Raw genomic sequence first — 19351 nt, 5'->3', positions numbered from 1 at the left:
TCACTCGGCGCACGGCCTGGAGAGGACGTTCAGAAGTTGTTGCGACTCAAAGGGCGTCGGCCCCGCGCTCGCCGGTGCGGACGCGGACCACGGTGTCGACCGGGCTGACCCACACCTTGCCGTCACCGATCTTTCCGGTACGCGCGGCCTGCACGATGACGTCGACCACCTTGTCCACGGCGGAATCATCGACGACCACCTCCACACGAACCTTGGGCACGAAGTCGACGGAATACTCGGCGCCGCGGTAGACCTCGGTGTGTCCCTTCTGGCGGCCGTAGCCCTGCACCTCGCTGACGGTCATCCCGAGGATACCCGTCTGCTCCAGGCCCGTCTTGACGTCTTCGAGTGTGAACGGTTTGACGATCGCAGTGATCAGCTTCATTTGGTCGATCCTTCCAGAGTCACTGTGAATGCCACTGTCCATGGTCCCCGATCACACGAGTTCATAAGCAGTTTCCGCATGCTCGGTCTCGTCGATGCCGGTGTCCTCGTCCTCTTCGCTGACCCGCCAACCCAGCGGCTTGACGATGAAGGCGATGATGGCGGTGAGGACGGCGGTGAAGATCAACGCCACCAGAGCGATCACGATCTGCACGACCAGCTGCTGGATGCCGCCGCCGTAGAACAGGCCGGTTTCGGTGGCCAGCAGGCCGATTCCGACGGTGCCCCACAGGCCGGCGACCAGGTGGACACCCACCACGTCGAGCGAATCGTCGTATCCGAACTTGTACTTCAGGCCGATGGCCAGCGCCGAGAGGATGCCGGCGACGGCGCCCAGGATCAGCGAGCCGATCGGGGACAGCGAACCGCAGGCGGGGGTGATGGCCACCAGGCCGGCGACGATGCCCGATGCGGCACCGACGCTCGTGGCGTGGCCGTCGCGGATGCGCTCCACCAGGAGCCACGACAGCATCGCGGCGGCGGTGGCGGCGGTGGTGTTCACCCAGACCAGGCCGGCGAGCATGTCTGCCGCGCCCTCGGAACCGACGTTGAAGCCGAACCAGCCGAACCACAGGATGGCCGCACCGAGCATGACGAACGGGATGTTGTGGGGACGGAAGGCGGTCTTGCCGAAGCCGCGGCGCTTACCGAGCAGGACGGCCAGAACCAAGGCGGCCATACCGGCGTTGATGTGCACCACGGTGCCACCGGCGAAGTCGATCGGCGACACATTCGCCGCGCCTTCATCGTCGACACCGAAAATCATTGCCGCGATGCCACCTTCAGCACCGGAGAGCAGGCCGCCGCCCCAGACCATGTGGGCCAGCGGGAAGTACACCAGGGTCACCCAGATGCCGCCGAACACCAGCCAGGTGCCGAACTTCATGCGCTCGGCCACCGCGCCGCTGATCAGTGCCACGGTGATGACGGCGAAGGTCAACTGGAATGCCACCCAGACGATGGCGGGCACGGTACCGAAACCACCCAGCACATAGGTGCTCACGCCGTCGACCTCGCGGGTCTCCAGCAGCTGCGTGAGGCCGAAGAGGGAGAACGGGTTGTCGAAGATGCCGAGGATGTCGCTCTCGCCGGTGTGCGCGGAAGCGAAGGACATCGAGTATCCCCACAGCACGTAGATGACGCTGACCACGCCGAGCGAGCCGAAGGACATCATCATCATGTTGAGGACGGACTTCTGCCGTGAGAGGCCGCCGTAGAAGAACGCCAGGCCCGGGGTCATGAACAGAACCAGGGCAGCGGATGTGAGTACCCAGGCGGTGTCGCCGGCGCTCAGTCCTTCCGGCCCGAAGGGCAGAAAGGCATCGTCGGGTAAGGCTAAGACCACTTTGTGTGAACCTCCTTGAAATACGCCGATCGGATCGGCCTCGCAGAGAAGGTTCTTTTGCCGTGGTTTCATCGGTGATTCTGTTGTGTTTCACCCAAGTGAACGCACAGCCGTTAAGCGTTACGCTCGTGTTTCACCCTTGACGGACAGCGAAATTGACGCGCGCATGGCAGACTGTAAAGCTCTTTCGGTCGGGCTAAAGGGACGCCGGCGGTCAGCCCAGCAGAGCGTCGACGAACGCCCCCGGCTCGAACGGCGCCAGATCGTCGGGCCCTTCACCGAGACCGACGAGTTTCACGGGAACACCGAGTTCCTGCTGCACCCGGAAGACGATGCCACCCTTGGCCGTGCCGTCGAGTTTGGTCAGCACCACCCCGGTGATCTCCACCACGTCAGCGAACACCCGGGCCTGCGCCAGGCCGTTCTGCCCGATGGTGGCGTCGAGAACCAGCAACACTTCGTCCACGGCGGCGCGCTTACCGACCACGCGCTTCACCTTGCCGAGCTCGTCCATGAGGCCGACCTTGTTGTGCAGGCGGCCGGCGGTGTCGATGACGACGACGTCGGCACCGCCCTCGATGCCCTTGTCGACGGCATCGAAGGCCACCGAGGCGGGATCGGCGCCTTCGGGCCCGCGGACCACCTCGGCGCCCACCCGCGACGCCCAGGTCTGCAGCTGATCGGCCGCCGCCGCACGGAACGTGTCCGCGGCGCCGAGCACCACCCGGCGGCCGTCGGCCACCAGCACCCGCGCCAGCTTCCCGACGGTGGTGGTCTTCCCTGTGCCGTTGACGCCGACGACCAAAAGCACGGACGGCGCATCGGCGTGGGGCAGTGCCCTGATCGACCGGTCGAATTCGGGGTGCAACTCAGCCATCAGAGCCTCCCGCAGGACCCGGCGGGCATCCGCATCCGTGCGCACGCCGGCCGACGCCAGCTTCGACCGCAAGGTCTGCATCACCGACGCCGCGACAACGGGCCCGAGGTCGGCGATCAGCAGGGTGTCTTCAACTTCTTCCCAGGAGTCCTCATCGAGGTCGCCTCCGCCGAGCAGGCCCAGCACACTGCGTCCGAGCGCGTTCTGGGATTTGGACAGCCGGCCGCGCAACCGGTCCAACCGCCCTTCGACGGGCGCGATGGTGTCCAGCACCGGAGCTGGTTCCGGCTCGGGCTCCGGCAAGGGCGCGGGTGCCGGCACAGGCTCCGGCTCGGGGGTGGGCTCGGGCTCGGGCAGCGGTTGCGGCTCGGGCAGCGGCGCGGGCTTCGGGACCGGCGCGGGTTCCGGTGGCGCCACGGTCCCCGGTTCGGGAAGCTGTACATCGGCAATCGATCGTTTGGGAGCATCCCGCGGGATCGTGGCATCGTCACCGACGGCGGGCAGGCCATCGGTGTCGATCCGCTCGGGCGGTCGAACCTTCTCAGGAGCCGGTGGCGCGGACTGGCTGAAGGTGATGCCCGATGTCGCGGTGTACCCACCGGAACGATCGACCGGTTTCGTGGTGTCCGGTGGCGGTGTCAGACTTATGCGCCGCTGTCGGTAGCGCACCAACCCGACAACCAGCGCAGTGACGAGCAGAACGGCGACAACCGCAATTGCGATCCAGAGACCTTCAGACACCCGGTCATTCTCCCAAAACGGGTATGTGGTGACGATGGCGCCCGAGGGGTCACCCACCCGCAAGCTTCGACACATCGACGTGTGCCTCACCCAGGCCGTCGAGTACACCGACGTCACGACCGGTTTCGAGGCCTACCGGCTGCCCTACAACGCGCTGACGCAGACCAGCCTGTCGGACGTGGACGCCGGCGTCGAGTTCCTCGGCGCGACGTTGCGCTCCCCCATCCTGATCGGGGCGATGACCGGCGGCGCCGAACTGTCCGGGGTGATCAACCGCAACCTCGCCGCGGCCGCTCAGCAACTGGGCCTGGCGATGATGCTGGGTTCACAGCGCATCATGCTCGACGACGAGGCCGCCGCGTCCAGTTTCGAAGTCCGTGACGTGGCTCCGGACGTCCTGCTGGTCGGCAACATCGGGCTGGCGCAGCTGAGCCCGTCCGCGCTGCCCTACCTGGACAAGGCGCTGGCCCGCGTGGGAGCCGACGCGCTCGCGGTGCACACCAACCCACTGCAGGAAGCTGTGCAGGACGGCGGTGACACCGATTTCACCGGCACACTGAGCCGGCTGACCGATCTGACGCACTCGCTGGACTATCCGGTTCTGGTGAAAGAAGTCGGGCACGGTCTCGGCGCCGTGGCCGCCCGTCAGCTGCGCAGCAGCCGCATCGCGGCCGTCGACGTCGCCGGCGCAGGCGGTACCTCGTGGGCCCGGGTGGAGCAACTGGTCCGCTACGGCGAAGTCCGCCACCCCGCGCTGGCGGAATGGGGCGTGCCGACCGCGGTGGCGCTGCGTGAGGTGCTGCGTGAACTTCCCGGTGTCCCGGTCATCGCGTCCGGCGGCATCCGGACCGGCATGGACGCCGCCAAAGCGCTGGCGCTGGGCGCCACCGCAGTCGCGATCGCCCGGCCGCTGCTGACCCCCGCCGTGCAGTCCGCCGACGCGGTGGTCGACTGGCTGGGCAGCTTCATCGACGAGCTGCGCATCTGCCTGCACGGCTGCGGTGCGGCCGACCTCACCGAGCTGCGGGCCCTGGGGCTCGCACCCCGCTAATCCGGGCTCGCCTCGCTCCTGCCCGCTTTGACCAGCTCCTGACCCCGCATCCGCTGCGAGATCACCTGCGTGATGCCGTCGCCCTGCATGGTGACGCCGTACAGCGCGTCGGCGATCTCCATGGTCGGCTTCTGGTGGGTGATGACGATCAGCTGCGATTTCTCCCGGAGCTGTTCGAACAGCCCGAGCAACCGGCGCAGGTTCACGTCATCGAGGGCGGCCTCCACCTCGTCCATCACGTAGAACGGTGACGGCCTGGCCCGGAAGATCGCCACCAGCATCGCCACCGCTGTCAACGACTTCTCGCCGCCGGAGAGCAGCGAAAGGCGTTTGACCTTCTTGCCCGGCGGGCGGGCCTCCACCTCGACGCCGGTGGTCAGCATGTCGCCGGGGTCGGTCAGCAGCAGACGACCCTCTCCGCCCGGGAACAGCGACGCGAACACCTGCTCGAACTCACGCTCCACATCGGCGTAGGCCTCGGTGAACACCTGCAGGATGCGGGCGTCGACATCCTCGACCACATCAAGAAGGTCCTTGCGCGCCGCCTTGACGTCTTCGAGCTGCGTGGACAGGAAGTTGTACCGCTCCTCGAGGGCGGCGAACTCCTCGAGCGCCAGCGGGTTGACCCGGCCCAGTTCGCGGAGTTCCTTCTCGGCGCGCTTGGCGCGGCGCTCCTGGGTGTCGCGGTCATAGGGCATGGGTGCCGGGGCGGTCACCTGTTCGCCGCGCTCGCGGGCCTGCTCGTATTCAGCCATCTCGAGTTCGGAGGGCGGCAGCCCGATGTGGGGACCGTATTCGGCGACCAAATCGCCTGGCGCCATGCCGAATTGCTCGAGCACCGTCTGCTCGAGCTGCTCGATCCGCAGCGCCGCCTGGGCCTTGGCCACCTCGTCGCGGTGCAGCGAATCGGTCAGGGCGGCGATCCGGTTCTTCAGGGCGTCCACCTCTTCACGCGCGGCGGCCATGGCCGTGGCGCGCTGCTGACGTTCGGCGGCCAGCTGATCACGGGTACGCGATGCCACGGTCACCACCCCGGCCAGGCGCTCGGCGAGGATGCGACCGGAATCACCGACCGCCGAGGCGATGGTTGCGGCATGCTCACGCGCCTCGCGGGCCCGCGCTGCCCTGGCCCGCGCCTCACGCTCGCCCGCGGCGGCACGGCGCAGTGAATCAGCCCGTCCGCGAACGGCGTTCGCGCGTTCCTCAGCCGTGCGCACGGCCAGTCGGGCCTCCACTTCTGCGGCGCGCACGGTGTCCACGACGGCGGTCAGGCGTTCCCGGTCGACGGGCTCGTCGGCCTCGACGGACGGCACGTCTTCGGCGTTGCGCAGCCGCTCCTCCAGCTCCGTGAGTTCGGCAACCGTCTGAGCCCGGCTGCTCTCCAGTTCGTCACGCTGCTGAATCTGCCTGCGCCAGTCATTGTCTGCGTTGCGGGCCTCCACGCCGAGCCGGCCCAACTGCTCGTAGATCTGCGAGATGGCGGCATCGGATTCGTTCAGCGCCGCCAAGGCGTGTTCGGCGGCGTCGTGCCGCGCCGCCTGCTCGGCGGTCGCCCCCGCCAACGCGGCCACCAGTTCCTCGACTTGTGTTTCAGCAGCGGCCAATTCGGCACGCGACTTCTCGATCTGGGAGGTGATCTCGAGGGTGCTCGGTTTGCGGTCCGAACCTCCGGTGACCCAGCCCGGACCCACCAGGTCTCCGTCGACGGTCACCGCCCGCAGCTCGGAGCGGCGCGACACCACATCGAGGGCACCGCTCAGGTCGTCGACCACCACGATGCCGGTCAACAAAGCGGTGAGGGCACCGCGCAACCGGTCCGGCAGGTCCACCAGATCCAGCGCCCAGCGCGCACCGTCGGGCAGTTGGCCGTCGACCCGCGTGATGTTCTCGGGCCAGTCCCCCAGTACGATCGCCGCGCGGCCGCCGTCGGCCTCCTTCAGTGCCGCGACGGCCGAGGCCGCCGCCTCGAAGTCGTCGGCGGCCAGCGCGTCGGCTGCGGCGCCGAGCACCGTGGCCAGCGCCACCTCGTAGCCGGCGTGCACCTTCATCAGTTTCGCCACTGAGCCGAAAAGGCCGGCATCAGAACGGTTCTCGGTCAGCCAGGCGGCGCCGTCCCGGCGTTCCAACCCGACGGCCAGCGCGTCGATCCGAGCACGCAGCGAAGCAACCTGACGTTCAGCGCTGCGTTCGGCGGCCTGCAGTTCGGCAACCCGCTCATCGGCCAGGCGCACCGCCGCGACCGTGCGGTCGTGGTGGTCGTCAAGGCCCACTTCGCTCTGATCGAGTTCACCGACGCGACCCTGCACCGTTTCGAACTCGGCCTGGGCCCGTTCGGCCCGCTGCCCCGCGTCCTCGATCCCCTCTGAGAGCCGGGCGATGCGCTCGTCGGTGGACTCGACGCGAGCCCGCATGGTCTCGACCTGACCGGCCAGCCTGGCCAGCCCCTCCCGGCGGTCGGCTTCGGCGCGGACGGCGGCGAGGTGGGCACGTTCGGCGTCGGCGGCCTCGCGTTCGGCCTCACCGAGTTCCTCACGCGCTGCCTCCAGCCGGGCCCGGGTTTCGGCCAGCTCCGCCAACAGCTGCTGTTCGAGCTCGGCCACCTCATCGGCTTCCGCGTCGAGCTCATCGGGATCGCGACCGCCGGTGTGCACCGGTTCGGCTTCCAGCAGCTGGGTGCGTTCGGTGGCGATGCGCACGGTGGCGCCGACCCGTTCGGCAAGTGCGGAGAGCCGGAACCACATCTGCTGGGCCCGTTCGGCCCGGTCGGTCAGGGTGCCGACGGCGGTCTCGTGCTCGGTGAGCTCATCGGTGGCGACCGCGAGACGCTCGGAGGCCTCCTCGTGCTCCTTGCGCAGAGTGGCCTCGGTACCACCCACACCTTCGAACTCGATCTGGCGTTTCACCAGGTCGTCGGCGGCCAGCCGCAGCCGGGCGTCGCGCAGGTCGGCCTGGATGGTCTGGGCGCGGCGGGCCATCTCGGCCTGGCGGCCCAGCGGCTTGAGCTGGCGGCGCAACTCGGTGGTCAGGTCGGTGAGCCGGGCCAGGTTGGCGGCCATCGCGTCGAGCTTGCGGACCGCCTTCTCTTTGCGTTTGCGGTGCTTGAGCACACCGGCGGCCTCTTCGATGAAGGCCCGCCGGTCCTCGGGGCGCGACTCCAGGATCTGCGACAACCGGCCCTGGCCGACGATGACGTGCATCTCCCGGCCGATGCCGGAGTCCGACAGCAGTTCCTGAACGTCCATCAGCCGGCAGCTGGTGCCGTTGATCTCGTACTCCCCGGCGCCGTCGCGGAACATCCGGCGGGTGATCGACACCTCGGAGTATTCGATGGGCAGCGCATTGTCGGAGTTGTCGATGGTCAGTGTGACCTCGGCGCGCCCGAGCGGTGCCCGGGTGGAGGTGCCGGCGAAGATGACGTCTTCCATCTTGCCGCCGCGCAGCGTCTTGGCACCCTGTTCGCCCATCACCCAGGTCAGGGCATCGACGACGTTCGACTTGCCGGAACCGTTGGGGCCGACGACGCAGGTGATGCCGGGTTCCAGACGCAGAGTCGTGGGCGACGCGAAGGACTTGAAGCCCTTCAACGTCAGACTCTTGAGGTGCATGGCGTGCCAGAGTACCGCTAGTCGGTCGACGAGCCGGCGAGGCACGAGCCGGGGAGAGAGGGCCGACTACGCAACATTCAGTCGGTCGACGAGCCGGCGAGGCACGAGCCGGGGAGAGAGGGCCGGACTGACAAAGAGGAACTAACGCTCGCTGAATCCCCGGATCTGTTCCCCGGGTGCCGACCAATCGGCGATCACCTTGTCCACCCGCCCCGGTGTGGTGTCCCCACGCAACAGCTCGAGCAAACGCTCACCCGCCTCCCGCGGGCCCTGCGCCACCACCAGCACACGGCCGTCGGGCTGGTTACTGGCGTAGCCGGTGAGCCCCAGTTCGAGGGCTCGCGAACGGGTCCACCACCGAAAGCCCACCCCCTGCACGTTGCCGTGCACCCAGGCCGTCAGCCGTGCTGCGTCCTCGGTCACGGTCGTTTGTCGGCAATCTCGAAGGTGACTTCGGTACCGGACTTGAGCGTGCGTCCCACGGTGCACACCTGATCGATGGCGCGGTTGACGACGGTGCGCACCCGTTCCGCTTCGGCCTCCGAGAGCCCGGACAGGTCGATCTCGAGGACCTCCTGCAACAGCGGGTAACGCTCCTGCTCGCGGTCCGGCGGGCCCGACACCTTGACGGTGGCCTGGTAGTCGTCACCGAGGCGGCGGGCCAGCGGCACGTCGCTGGCCATCCCACTGCACGCGGCCAGCGCAATTTTCAGCAGCTCCCCCGGGGTGAAGACACCCTCGACGTCCTCGGAGCCCACCAGCACTTCCGCGCCACGGGAGCTCTTCCCGGTGTAGCGGCGGGTCCCGGTGCGTTCCACCCACAGTTCCGTCATGGTGCCTCTTCCCTATTCGGCGCGAGCGCGCGCTCTTGTACGCAACACGCCGAGCTCTGGTGTACAGACACGCGCGCTGGCGGGTTGTTGAACGTATCAACCACGCGGGCGTGGCTGGCATTTCGGGCAGTAGAACGAGGACCGGTTCATGAACTTCTCGCGGCGCATCACCGCGCCGCAGCGCCGGCACGGTTTCCCCTCGCGACCGTAGGCGTCCAGCGAGCGGTCGAAGTACCCGGACTCGCCGTTGACATTGACGTACAGCGAGTCGAATGAGGTGCCGCCCTGACCAAGTGCATCGCGCATGACATCGCCGGCGTGGTCGAGGATGCGGGCCAGCGTCGGCTTGGTCAGCGTCTCGGCGATCCGCACCCCGTTGACCTTCGCCCGCCACAGCGCCTCGTCGGCGTAGATGTTGCCGATGCCCGAGACCACCGTCTGGTCCAGGAGCTGACGCTTGATCTCAGAGTGCTTGCCGCGCAACACCTTCACCACCGCATCGCGGTCGAATGCGGGGTCCAGCGGGTCACGGGCGATGTGCGCCACGGGTTCGGGGACTTCGGTGCCGTCCACGGTCACCAGTTCGGTCAGCATCCACCCGCCGAAGGTTCGCTGGTCCACGAAGCTCAGCGCGGTGCCGTCGTCGAGCAGTGTGGCGATGCGCAGGTGTTCGGTGCGAGCGACTTCGCCCAGCAACATCTGACCGCTCATTCCCAGATGCACCACCAGCGCCTCGCCGCTGCCGAGGGTCAGCCACAGGTATTTGCCCCGCCTGCCGGTGCCGGTGATCTCGTTGTCCAGCAGCCGCGCCGTGAGGTCCGCCGGGCCGGCCTCGTGTCGCCGCACCGCCCGCGGGTGGTGCACCCGCACCGCGGAGATGGTGCGCCCGGCAACGTGATTCTGCAGGCCCCGTCGGACGACTTCGACCTCGGGAAGTTCAGGCATCGAGCGTTCTCACGCCTCGTCGTCGTCGAGTTCGACCAGCGCCTGCCAGGCCTGGGCCGCGGCCTTCTGCTCGGCTTCTTTCTTGGACCGGCCCACGCCGGTGCCGTATTCCATGTCCTTGACGATCACCGTGGCGGTGAACTGTTTGTCATGGTCGGGACCGGTGGAGGTCACCGCATAGGTCGGCGAACCCAAACCCTTTGCCGCACAGAGCTCTTGCAGGCTGGTCTTCCAGTCCAGCCCGGCGCCCAGAGTCGGTGCCGTGTCGAGCAGCTGGCCGAACAGCCGCAGGATGACCTTGCGCGCGGTGTCGATGCCGTGCTGCAGGTACACCGCACCGAGCAGCGATTCCATGCCGTCGGCCAGGATGCTCGACTTGTCGGCGCCGCCGGTGTTCATCTCGCCGCGCCCCAGCAACAGGTAGGAACCCAGTCCGTCCGGGGTCAGCCCGCGGGCCACACCGGCGAGGGCCTGGGTGTTGACCACGCTGGCCCGCAATTTGGCCAGGTCACCTTCGGTGAGATTGGGATGGCGATGGAACAGCTCGTCGGTCACGGTGAGGCCCAGAACCGCATCGCCGAGGAATTCCAGACGTTCGTTGGTGGGCAGGCCGCCGTGCTCGTAGGCATAGCTGCGGTGAGTCAGCGCCAGGGTGAGCAACTCGGCACCGACATCCACTCCGAGCGCGTCGATGAGGGGCTGGCGATCGTCCTGCGCAGTCATTCCCTGGATTCTCCCGAGGCCTCATCGGGCAGCAACGCCGCCAGCTTCGCCCAGCGCGGGTCGATGACGTCGTGGTGATGTCCGGGCTCGGCGGTGGCGAGCGGTACCCCGCAGGTCTGGCACAGGCCGGGGCAGTCCGGGCTGCAGACCGGCGAGAGCGGTAGCTGCAGCACCACGGCGTCCACGATCGACTGTTCGAGGTCGATGGTGTCGTCGACGACGTGGCCCACTTCGTCTTCCTCCGTCGTCGCCTCGGTGGTGCTGTCCGGATAGGCGAAGAGCTCGGTCAGATCGATCGTCACCGTTCCGGAGATCGGGGACAGGCAACGGGCGCACTCACCTGCGGTGGGGGCGGTGACGCTGCCGGTCACCAGCACCCCTTCGGAGACCGACTGGAGCTCGAGATCCAATTCCAGCGGTGCGCCCGGTTCGATCGCGATGAGGTCGAGGCCGATGCGCGACGGGCTCAGGACGGTCTGGGAGATCTGCATCATCGAGCCGGGCCGACGGCCCAGCCGCGAGATGTCGAAGGTCAGGGGTGTGTGGCGATGCGCTGCCGCGCTGTTGGACGCCGCTTTCTTGAACACCGACATGACGGTAATTCTACGGCGCACCGACTGGCGGCCACGCCAGCTCAGCGTTGCACGTAGTCGTGGGTGCCCGCGGCGGTACGCAACTGGTGCCGGCCCCGGCCGACCGAGCGCAGCGTTCCGTTGAGGTAGTCCTCGAACTCGGCGAGTTTGCTGTCGACGTAGATGTCGCATTCTCCGCGCAGGCGGTCGGCCTCGGCGTGGGCGGCGTCGATCAGGCGTGCGGACTCAGCCTGTGCGGACTGCACCACCTCGGTCTGCGACACCAGACGCTGCTGCTCCTTGATGCCCTCCTGCACGGCCTTCTCATAGGAGATGTTGCCGCTCTCGACCAGCCGGTCCGCTTCGGCCTTGGCGCGGCCTACCGCGGTCTCGTAATCGCGTTTGGCGTTGGCGGCCAACCGATTTGCCTCTTCGCGGGCCTCACCGACCATGCGCTCGCAGTGCTGGCGCGCCTCGGCCACCATCCGGTCGGCTTGCGACTTGGCGTCGGCGAGCAACCGGTCGGCCTCGCCTCGGGCATGCCCGAGGGTGGAGTCGGCCTCCGCAGTCGCCGAGGACACCAGGCCGTCGGCGTGCTGCTTGGCGTCGCGCAGCATCGTGTCGCGTGCGTCGAGCACGTCCTGAGCGTCATCGAGTTCGCCGGGAATGGCGTCTTTGATGTCGTCGATCAGTTCGAGCACGTCACCGCGCGGGACAACACAGCCGGCGGTCATGGGCACGCCGCGCGCCTCTTCGACGATGGCACCCAACTCATCGAGCGCTTCAAATACTCGGTACACGGCGCACCCTCCAGGCCTCGTTGTTGTTACAAGTGTGCCTGGTGTTGCGCCTGTGACTGTGGTGGCGACACCGGTGTGTCGCCACTTTGATGGACAAACCCGGCATACCCGGCCTCATTATGTCAGCCGCGCAGCTTGGCCTGCAGTCGTGCGTTCACCGGTTCCGGCAGCAGATCGGTGACGTCGCCACCCAACGAGGCCACCTCTTTGGCCAAGGACGACGACACGAACGAGTACTGCGGCGTGGTGGCGACAAAAAACGTGTCCACCCCGGCGACGTGCCGGTTCATCTGCGCCATCTGCAATTCGTACTCGAAGTCGGTACCGGTGCGCAGTCCCTTGACGATGGCGGTCAGCCCGCGCGCCTTCACAAAATCCACGACGAGCCCCTGCCCGGACTCGGCCCGCAGGTTCGGCAGATGTGTCGTCGACTCCTCGATCAGCGCGATTCGCTCCTCGAGGGTGAACATGCCTTTTTTGTTGGGATTCACCAGGACCGCGACGACCACCTCATCGAACTGCGCTGCGGCGCGTTCGAAGACGTCGATGTGTCCGAGAGTGACGGGGTCGAAGGAACCTGGGCACACGGCGCCGCTCATGGCACCCGACGCTAGCAGGGCTAATGTCCGTCGACCCGTTCGGCCATCTCCACTCTGGTGTCGCCGTAGCTGCGCGACCGCCACGCCTGCCAGCCGCGGGGCCAGCCGATCGGCTCGCTGCCTGTCGGCCGTTCCACCACCGCAACTGTTCCCGTTGTCGCCCAACCGTTTTCATCGAGCGAGGCCACCAGTACCTCCAGGTCGGCGGTGCGCACGTCATACGGCGGATCCGCGAACACCACGTCGACGGGCGCCCCCGCTCCCCCGGCGACCACCGAGTCGACGTGTCCTCGGCGCACCGCGGCGCCGGGGAAGCCGAGGGCCGTGATGTTCTGCGTTATCACCGCTGCGGCCCGCTGATCGCTCTCGACGAACAACGCCGAGCCGGCTCCGCGCGACAACGCCTCCAACCCCAGGGCCCCCGAGCCGGCGTAGAGATCAAGCACTGCCAGCCCGGTGAAATCCAGCCGCGCGACAAGCACATTGAACAACGACTCGCGCACCCGGTCAGTGGTCGGCCGGGTACCTCGGGGCGGCACGAGCAGCCGCCTGCCCCCGGCGGTTCCGGCGATGATGCGGGTCAGCTGACGACCACCAGGAGGTCACCGCCTTCGACTTGGGCGGTGGTCGAGACGGCGACGCGTTCGACGGTGCCGGCCTTGGGTGCGGTGATCCCGGCTTCCATCTTCATGGCTTCGATGGTGGCGATGGTCTGCCCGGCCTCGATGGTGTCCCCGGCGGCCACGGTGACGGTGACGACACCGGCGAACGGCGCGGCCACGTGGTCGGGGTTGCCGCGATCGGCCTTCTCCGCGGTGGGCACCTCGGAGGCGATGTTGCGATCCCGCACCACGACCGGGCGCAGCTGGCCGTTCATGATGCACATGACCGTCCGCATACCGCGTTCGTCGGCATCGGAGATGGCCTCCAGCCCGATCAGCAGCTCCACACCCTTCTCCAGCTGCACCCGGTGCTCGTCACCGTGGCGCAGGCCGTAGAAGAACTGGTTGGCACTGAGCTGGCTGGTGTCGCCGAACTGTTCGCGGTGCGCCTCGAACTCCTTGGTGGGGCCGGGGAACAACAACCGGTTCAGCGTGGCTTGGCGCTTGCCGCCGGGCTGGGCCAGCACCGCCTCGTCCTCGAGTGACAGCGCGGTTTCCGGCTTGGCCGGGCCGCGGCCGGCAAGGGCCTTGGTGCGCAACGGTTCCGGCCACCCACCCGCGGGATCGCCGAGTTCACCGCGCAGGAACCCGATCACGCTGTCGGGAATGTCATAGCGGGCGGGATCGGCGGCGAACTCCTCGGCCGAAATACCCGCACCCACCAACGCCAAAGCCAGATCCCCGACCACCTTCGAGCTCGGGGTGACCTTCACCAGCCGGCCCAGGATCCGGTCGGCAGCCGCGTAATTGGCCTCGATCTCCTCGAAGCGGTCCCCGAAGCCCAGCGCGATGGCCTGCTGCCGCAGGTTCGACAGCTGCCCACCGGGAATCTCGTGGGTGTACACCCGGCCCGTGGGCGCCGGAAGACCGGACTCGAAGGGCGCGTAGACCTTCCGCAACGCCTCCCAGTACGGCTCCAGCTCACACACCGCACCCAGATCGAGTCCGGTGTCGCGGTCGGTGTGCGCCGCGGCCGCCACGATCGAGCTCAATGCGGGCTGGCTGGTGGTGCCCGCCAGCGGCGCCGCCGCCCCGTCCACCGCGTCGGCGCCGGCCTGCCAGGCCGCCAGATAGGTGGCCAACTGCCCGCCCGGGGTGTCATGGGTGTGTACGTGCACCGGCAGGTCGAAGTTGCTCTTGAGCGCGGAGACCAAGGTGGCCGCCGCCGGGGGACGCAACAGTCCCGCCATGTCCTTGATCGCCAGCACATGCGCACCGGCGTCCACGATCTGCTCGGCCAACCGCAGGTAGTAATCCAGGGTGTAGAGGTCCTCGGCCGGATTCGACAGATCCCCGGTGTAGGACATCGCCACCTCGGCCACCGCGGTGTTGGTGGCCCGCACCGCATCGATGGCCGGGCGCATGGACTCGATGTTGTTCAGCGCATCGAAGATCCGGAAGATGTCGATGCCCGTCGAGGTCGCCTCATCGACGAACGCGCTGGTGACGATCTCCGGATACGGGGTGTAGCCGACGGTGTTGCGGCCCCGCAGCAGCATCTGCAGGCAGATGTTCGGCAGCGCCTCCCGCAACGCCGCCAACCGCTCCCACGGATCCTCTTTCAAGAACCGCAGCGCCACATCGTAAGTCGCGCCACCCCAGCACTCCACCGACAACAGCTGCGGCATCATCCGCGCCACATACGGCGCCACCATCAACAGACCCGTGGTCCGCAACCGGGTGGCCAACAACGACTGATGCGCATCCCGGAACGTCGTATCGGTGACCCCGACCGCCGCAGAGTCCTTGAGCCACTGAGCAAAACCCTGCGGACCGAGTTCGGCCAGCTTCTGCTTGCTCCCGGCCGGCGGGGCCACCGAAAGGTCGATACCGGGCAGCTTGTCCTGCGGATACACCGTCGACGGGCGTTCACCATGCGGTTTGTTGACCGTGACATCGGCCAGATAGTTCAAGATCTTGGTGCCGCGGTCGGCACTCGAGCGCGCGGTCAGCAGTCCCGGGCGCTCGTCGATGAAGCTCGTGGTGACCCGCCCGGCCACAAAATCGGGGTCATCCAGCACCGCCTGCAGGAACGGGATGTTCGTCGACACCCCACGAATACGGAACTCCGCCACCGCCCGCCGAGCCCGGCGTACCGCGGTCGGGAAATCGCGGCCCCGACACGACAGCTTCACCAACATCGAATCGAAATGCGCACTCACCTCCGCACCCAGCAGGGTGCCGCCGTCCAGGCGGATCCCCGCACCACCCGGTGACCGGTAGGCGGTGATCCGGCCGGTGTCCGGACGGAACCCGTTGGCGGGGTCCTCGGTGGTGATCCGGCACTGCAGCGCCGCCCCGTGCGGCACGATCGACTCCTGGCTCAACCCCAGATCGGCCAGCGACTCCCCCGCAGCGATCCGCAACTGCGACGACACCAGGTCCACATCGGTGATCTCTTCGGTGACCGTGTGCTCCACCTGAATCCGCGGATTCATCTCGATGAAGACGTGGTTGCCGCGCTCATCGAGCAGGAACTCCACCGTGCCCGCACACGAATAACCGATCTGACGCGCGAACGCCACGGCGTCACTGCAGATCCTGTCGCGCAACGCCGGATCCAGGTTCGGCGCCGGCGCCAACTCGATGACCTTCTGATGACGCCGCTGCACACTGCAGTCGCGCTCGAACAGGTGGATCACGTTGCCCTGGGTGTCGGCCAGGATCTGCACCTCGATGTGGCGGGGATTGATCACCGCCTGCTCCAGGAACACCGTGGCATCGCCGAACGCCGACTCCGCCTCACGACTGGCAGCCTCGATCGCCTCCCGCAGCCCCGACGGCTCAGCCACCCGGCGCATCCCGCGCCCACCGCCACCGGCCACCGCCTTGACGAACACCGGGAACTCCATGGTCTCCGCGGCGGCCAACAACTCCTCGACATCCGCCGACGGCGCCGACGACGCCAACACCGGCAGGCCCGCCTCACGCGCGGCCGCGATCGCCCGCGACTTGTTGCCCGTCAGCTCCAACACCTCGGCACTGGGCCCGACGAAGGTGATACCCGCCGCCGCACACGCCGCCGCCAACTCCGGGTTCTCCGACAGAAAGCCGTAACCGGGATACACCGCATCCGCACCGGCCGCCACCGCCGTGGACACGATCTGGTCCACCGACAGATACGCCCGGACCGGATGACCGACCTCACCGATCTGATACGACTCATCGGCCTTCAGGCGGTGCACCGAATTGCGGTCCTCATACGGATACACCGCAACAGTGCCGACCTTGAGTTCGTACGCCGCGCGGAACGCCCGGATCGCAATTTCACCGCGATTGGCCACCAATACCTTTGAGAACACCCCAGCAATCTACCTGAGGGCGCACGTCAAGCGAAAGGTGCCTGAACAAATAGGTCATTCACTCTTGTGTAAACCGCACCTGGCAAATATGCGAATTTTGCAAACATCCATGTTGGCAACGCGGCTACCGACAACAGGAACGCCGCCGGCTGCTCCGTGGCGAACTCGGGCAGCGCAGCGGCGCAAACGAACACTCGACGGTCAGATCAGGGTCGACCAGTAATCCCAGAAGCGCACCAGGATCATCAGCACAACCGCGGTGAACCACAGCGCAACGATCGACCAGCGCCATTGATACAAACCGCGCAACACCACGTTCCCGGCCAGCGGACGAAGAGCGATCGACGCGGACACCACGAACAGCGGGATCATCACGGTCCAGACGACCATGCAGTACGGGCACAGCGCGCCGATGCGGTACAGGCTCTGGAAGATCAGGTAGTGCACGAAGACGACGCCCAGGGCGTTGCCGACCGCCAGCCCGACCCAATACCACTGCGGCAGCCGCACCTTGGCCACCGCGAGCACGCCCGAAACGATGACAACGGTGAAACCGACCAGGCCGATCAGCATGTTGGGAAAACCGAAGACCGACGCCTGCGGGGTGACCATCACCGAACCGCATGACAGCACCGGATTCAAGCTGCACGACGGCACATACGACGGATCGATGAGCAGCTCGATCTTTTCGATCGTCAGCGTGGTCGCGGCGGCCAGGCCGACGATGCCGGCGATCAGGATCCACAGGGCGCTCGGGCGTCCCACCGCGACGCCCGCACGCGACACCTGCTCGCCCGCCGGGGCCGGCGAAGGCGCTACGTGTGCGTCGGGTGTTGCGGTCACGGCACGTTGGGAATGTCGCCGACGATCTCCTCGACCTTCTTCACCAGATCATCAGGAGTGCTGTACTGGTAGTCCTCGCCGTTGATCCGCACGCTCGGGGTCGAGTTGATGCCGGCGGCTGCGGCCAGCCCGTCCACCACATCGTCGTAGTTGCCGTTGTTGATGCACTCGGCGACGCCGCCCGCGACACCGGCCTGACGCGCGGTCTCGATCAGCGAGGCGTTGTCCGGAGCAGGCGAGCCCTCGGCCGGCTGCTGGGCGAACAAGGCCCCGTGGAACCGCCGGAACGAGTCCTTCATGGGGCTGTTGTCTTCCTCGGCAACGCAGTACGCGGCGTTGGCAGACCGGGTGGAGTAGTTGTTGTTGGTCGGCGTGTCCAGGATCGCGACCATGTGGTAGTCGATCGCGACGCCACCGTTGTCCACCAGCTTGTTCAGCGTCGGGCCCATGGTCTGCTCGAAGGTCCGGCAGTGCGGGCACTGGAAATCCTCGTACAGCGAGATCACGGCTTTGGGGTCACTGGAGCCCTCGTTGGTGATCACGTTGGCGGCCGCCACCCGCACCGCCTGGACCTCACCGCCCTGCTTCTTGTCGCTCGACATGACGATGTAGAGCACGAGCGCGACGGCGAAGACGACCACGACGGCGGTCAGCCCGATCTGAATCGCCAGGTTGCGTTTGCGCTCGCCCGCCTTCAGGTCGTACTTGGCGGGACGTTTGGGTTTGGTGGCCACAGTTTTGGTGATCCTCGTAATCGCGGGTTTGGCGTCTCCAGCGTACCGGCGCAGCGATACCGCTGGTTACCCGCGCCGCAGATGGGCCCGCAGCGCGGAGGTGATGTCCGCGACACTACGTTCCACCCCGCCGCCCAGACCGGCGAAATTCATGAATCCATGCACCATCGCCCCCATTCGGCGCAGGTCGACGGGCACCCCGGCGCGTTGCAGCGCCGCCGCATACAGATCGCCCTCGTCACGCAGCGGATCGAAGCCGGCGGTCACCACCAGGGCCGGCGCCAACCCGGCGACATCCTCGGCGAGCAGCGGCGAGACCCTCGGGTCGGTGACTGCCAGCCCCGAGCGCGCGAGGTACCGGTCGCGAAAGACCGCCATGTCGTGGCCGGTCAAGATGAAACCGTCGGCGAACAGGGTGCGGGAACGGGTCTGGGCGCCCAGATCGGTGACGGGGTAGAGCAGCATCTGCAACGCCGGAGCCGGCACCGGGCTGTTCCTGGCCCACTGCGCGACCACGGCCGCCAGACCGCCGCCCGCGCTGTCCCCACCGACAGCGATTCGATCAGCCGGGACACCAAAATCCTCGGCGTGCTCGGTCACCCAGGTATAGGCCGCGCAGCTGTCGTCGACGGCCGCAGGGGCCGGGTGCTCTGGAGCGAGGCGATAGTCCACCGAGAACACCTGTGTCTGCGCGTCGTGACACAAGCGCCGGCACAGCGCGTCATAACCGTCCAGGTCGCCGAGCATGTAACCGCCGCCGTGGAAGAACACCAGGGCCGACGACGAGTCACCGGCGCGGTAGTGGCGCACCGGGATGGCGCCGGCTGGGCCCGGCACCGACAATGTGGTGATGTCGACCGACCGCACCGGACCCCCGAGTTCGACGCAGGTGTCGTGCATGACACTCCGGCTCGACGCCACATCGTCGTCGACGACGATGCCGGGGACACCGCTGAGCCGAAGTCCGGCCACGAACAGCTGCAGCGTGGGATCGAGGGTGTTGCCGTCGATGGTCACCGTGCGGAAGCCGGTCAGGGCCCGTTTCACCAAGGGCGGCAGCACGGACATCAGTGTGGGCGTGAGGCGGGTGCCGGCTTTCAACACCGGCAGCGGAACCCGTCTACGTCGCGCCGTCGTGTGAGTCATCACATTCACCATGGCCGAACACGGTAACCCGCCGAAACACCGCGGTCGTTGATTAGGAGACGTTAGACCTACGTAATACTGTGCTGTTGAGAACGAGCCGGGATGGCCCGGCGGTACCACTTAAACCAA

Annotated in this window: 16 protein-coding genes and 1 pseudogene; 1 reads left to right on the top strand and 16 read right to left on the bottom strand. The window is 67.4% G+C overall.

Annotated features, from left to right (window positions below; genetic code table 11):
• Window positions 1-46: 46 nt before the first annotated feature.
• The 3 genes from NL241_RS13380 to ftsY all read right to left on the bottom strand — a co-directional run bounded on the left by NL241_RS13380 (window position 47) and on the right by ftsY (window position 3407).
• The gene (locus NL241_RS13380) at window positions 47-385 is read right to left on the bottom strand and encodes a P-II family nitrogen regulator (RefSeq protein WP_003881099.1); all 339 of its coding nucleotides are present in this window, start codon (window positions 383-385) and stop codon (window positions 47-49) included.
• A 51-nt stretch (window positions 386-436) separates the two neighbouring features.
• Window positions 437-1789, bottom strand: a complete 1353-nt coding sequence (locus NL241_RS13375; protein ID WP_494397791.1) for an ammonium transporter — start codon at window positions 1787-1789, stop codon at window positions 437-439.
• 214 nt (window positions 1790-2003) lie between these two features.
• Window positions 2004-3407, bottom strand: coding sequence for a signal recognition particle-docking protein FtsY (gene ftsY, locus NL241_RS13370; RefSeq protein ID WP_494397790.1), 1404 nt, complete (start codon window positions 3405-3407; stop codon window positions 2004-2006).
• Window positions 3408-3441: 34 nt separating this feature from the next.
• Between ftsY and fni the strand changes: the two genes are divergently transcribed.
• Window positions 3442-4458, top strand: a complete 1017-nt coding sequence (fni, locus tag NL241_RS13365; protein WP_487689147.1) for a type 2 isopentenyl-diphosphate Delta-isomerase — start codon at window positions 3442-3444, stop codon at window positions 4456-4458.
• Here the strand turns inward: fni and smc are convergent.
• The 13 genes and pseudogenes from smc to NL241_RS13300 form a co-directional block, all read right to left on the bottom strand.
• Window positions 4455-8063 carry a chromosome segregation protein SMC gene (gene smc / locus NL241_RS13360; RefSeq protein ID WP_494397789.1) on the bottom strand — a complete coding sequence of 1203 codons (3609 nt, stop codon included), beginning with the start codon at window positions 8061-8063 and terminating at the stop codon, window positions 4455-4457. The genes fni and smc overlap by 4 nt on opposite strands.
• Window positions 8064-8204: 141 nt before the next feature.
• Window positions 8205-8486 (bottom strand): acylphosphatase, encoded by a 282-nt coding sequence (locus NL241_RS13355; protein WP_494397788.1) that lies wholly within the window; start codon window positions 8484-8486, stop codon window positions 8205-8207.
• Window positions 8483-8896: an OsmC family protein gene (locus NL241_RS13350; RefSeq protein ID WP_494397787.1), complete on the bottom strand. Its 414-nt coding sequence runs from the start codon at window positions 8894-8896 to the stop codon at window positions 8483-8485. The genes NL241_RS13355 and NL241_RS13350 overlap by 4 nt, the downstream gene beginning before the upstream one ends.
• Window positions 8897-8992: 96 nt before the next feature.
• Window positions 8993-9841 (bottom strand): bifunctional DNA-formamidopyrimidine glycosylase/DNA-(apurinic or apyrimidinic site) lyase, encoded by an 849-nt coding sequence (gene mutM, locus NL241_RS13345; protein ID WP_487689139.1) that lies wholly within the window; start codon window positions 9839-9841, stop codon window positions 8993-8995.
• A gap of 9 nt (window positions 9842-9850) precedes the next feature.
• Complete coding sequence (rnc, locus tag NL241_RS13340) at window positions 9851-10564, bottom strand: ribonuclease III (RefSeq protein WP_487689137.1); 714 nt, start codon at window positions 10562-10564, stop codon at window positions 9851-9853.
• A complete protein-coding gene (locus NL241_RS13335) occupies window positions 10561-11157 on the bottom strand; it encodes a YceD family protein (protein WP_487689135.1) in 597 nt (198 codons plus the stop codon). The genes rnc and NL241_RS13335 overlap by 4 nt, the downstream gene beginning before the upstream one ends.
• A 41-nt stretch (window positions 11158-11198) precedes the next feature.
• Complete coding sequence (sepIVA, locus tag NL241_RS13330) at window positions 11199-11936, bottom strand: cell division protein SepIVA (protein WP_487689133.1); 738 nt, start codon at window positions 11934-11936, stop codon at window positions 11199-11201.
• 122 nt (window positions 11937-12058) lie between these two features.
• The gene (gene coaD, locus NL241_RS13325) at window positions 12059-12535 is read right to left on the bottom strand and encodes a pantetheine-phosphate adenylyltransferase (RefSeq protein ID WP_487689131.1); all 477 of its coding nucleotides are present in this window, start codon (window positions 12533-12535) and stop codon (window positions 12059-12061) included.
• A 20-nt stretch (window positions 12536-12555) separates the two neighbouring features.
• Window positions 12556-13119, bottom strand: coding sequence for a 16S rRNA (guanine(966)-N(2))-methyltransferase RsmD (gene rsmD / locus NL241_RS13320; RefSeq protein WP_494398302.1), 564 nt, complete (start codon window positions 13117-13119; stop codon window positions 12556-12558).
• Window positions 13116-16499 carry a pyruvate carboxylase gene (locus tag NL241_RS13315; protein WP_494397786.1) on the bottom strand — a complete coding sequence of 1128 codons (3384 nt, stop codon included), beginning with the start codon at window positions 16497-16499 and terminating at the stop codon, window positions 13116-13118. The genes rsmD and NL241_RS13315 overlap by 4 nt, the downstream gene beginning before the upstream one ends.
• 201 nt (window positions 16500-16700) lie before the next feature.
• Complete coding sequence (locus NL241_RS13310) at window positions 16701-17342, bottom strand: vitamin K epoxide reductase family protein (protein WP_487689127.1); 642 nt, start codon at window positions 17340-17342, stop codon at window positions 16701-16703.
• Between the two features lie 2 nt (window positions 17343-17344).
• Window positions 17345-18076 (bottom strand): annotated as a pseudogene (locus NL241_RS13305) (DsbA family protein); the annotation flags it as partial.
• Between the two features lie 66 nt (window positions 18077-18142).
• A complete protein-coding gene (locus tag NL241_RS13300; protein ID WP_494397785.1) occupies window positions 18143-19234 on the bottom strand; it encodes an alpha/beta hydrolase in 1092 nt (363 codons plus the stop codon).
• Window positions 19235-19351 lie beyond the last annotated feature (117 nt).

Source organism: Mycolicibacterium sp. SMGY-1XX, from assembly GCF_059132455.1.
This window is presented reverse-complemented; position numbering and strand designations above follow the sequence as displayed.

What these genes read in the sequence shown, in the direction of transcription:
- NL241_RS13380 (WP_003881099.1), bottom strand. Translation starts at nt 385, where the DNA reads ATGAAGCTGATCACTGCGATCGTCAAACCGTTCACACTCGAAGACGTC.
- fni (WP_487689147.1), top strand. Translation starts at nt 3,442, where the DNA reads ATGGCGCCCGAGGGGTCACCCACCCGCAAGCTTCGACACATCGACGTG.
- smc (WP_494397789.1), bottom strand. Translation starts at nt 8,063, where the DNA reads ATGCACCTCAAGAGTCTGACGTTGAAGGGCTTCAAGTCCTTCGCGTCG.
- NL241_RS13350 (WP_494397787.1), bottom strand. Translation starts at nt 8,896, where the DNA reads ATGACGGAACTGTGGGTGGAACGCACCGGGACCCGCCGCTACACCGGG.
- mutM (WP_487689139.1), bottom strand. Translation starts at nt 9,841, where the DNA reads ATGCCTGAACTTCCCGAGGTCGAAGTCGTCCGACGGGGCCTGCAGAAT.
- rnc (WP_487689137.1), bottom strand. Translation starts at nt 10,564, where the DNA reads ATGACTGCGCAGGACGATCGCCAGCCCCTCATCGACGCGCTCGGAGTG.
- NL241_RS13335 (WP_487689135.1), bottom strand. Translation starts at nt 11,157, where the DNA reads ATGTCGGTGTTCAAGAAAGCGGCGTCCAACAGCGCGGCAGCGCATCGC.
- coaD (WP_487689131.1), bottom strand. Translation starts at nt 12,535, where the DNA reads ATGAGCGGCGCCGTGTGCCCAGGTTCCTTCGACCCCGTCACTCTCGGA.
- NL241_RS13300 (WP_494397785.1), bottom strand. Translation starts at nt 19,234, where the DNA reads ATGGTGAATGTGATGACTCACACGACGGCGCGACGTAGACGGGTTCCG.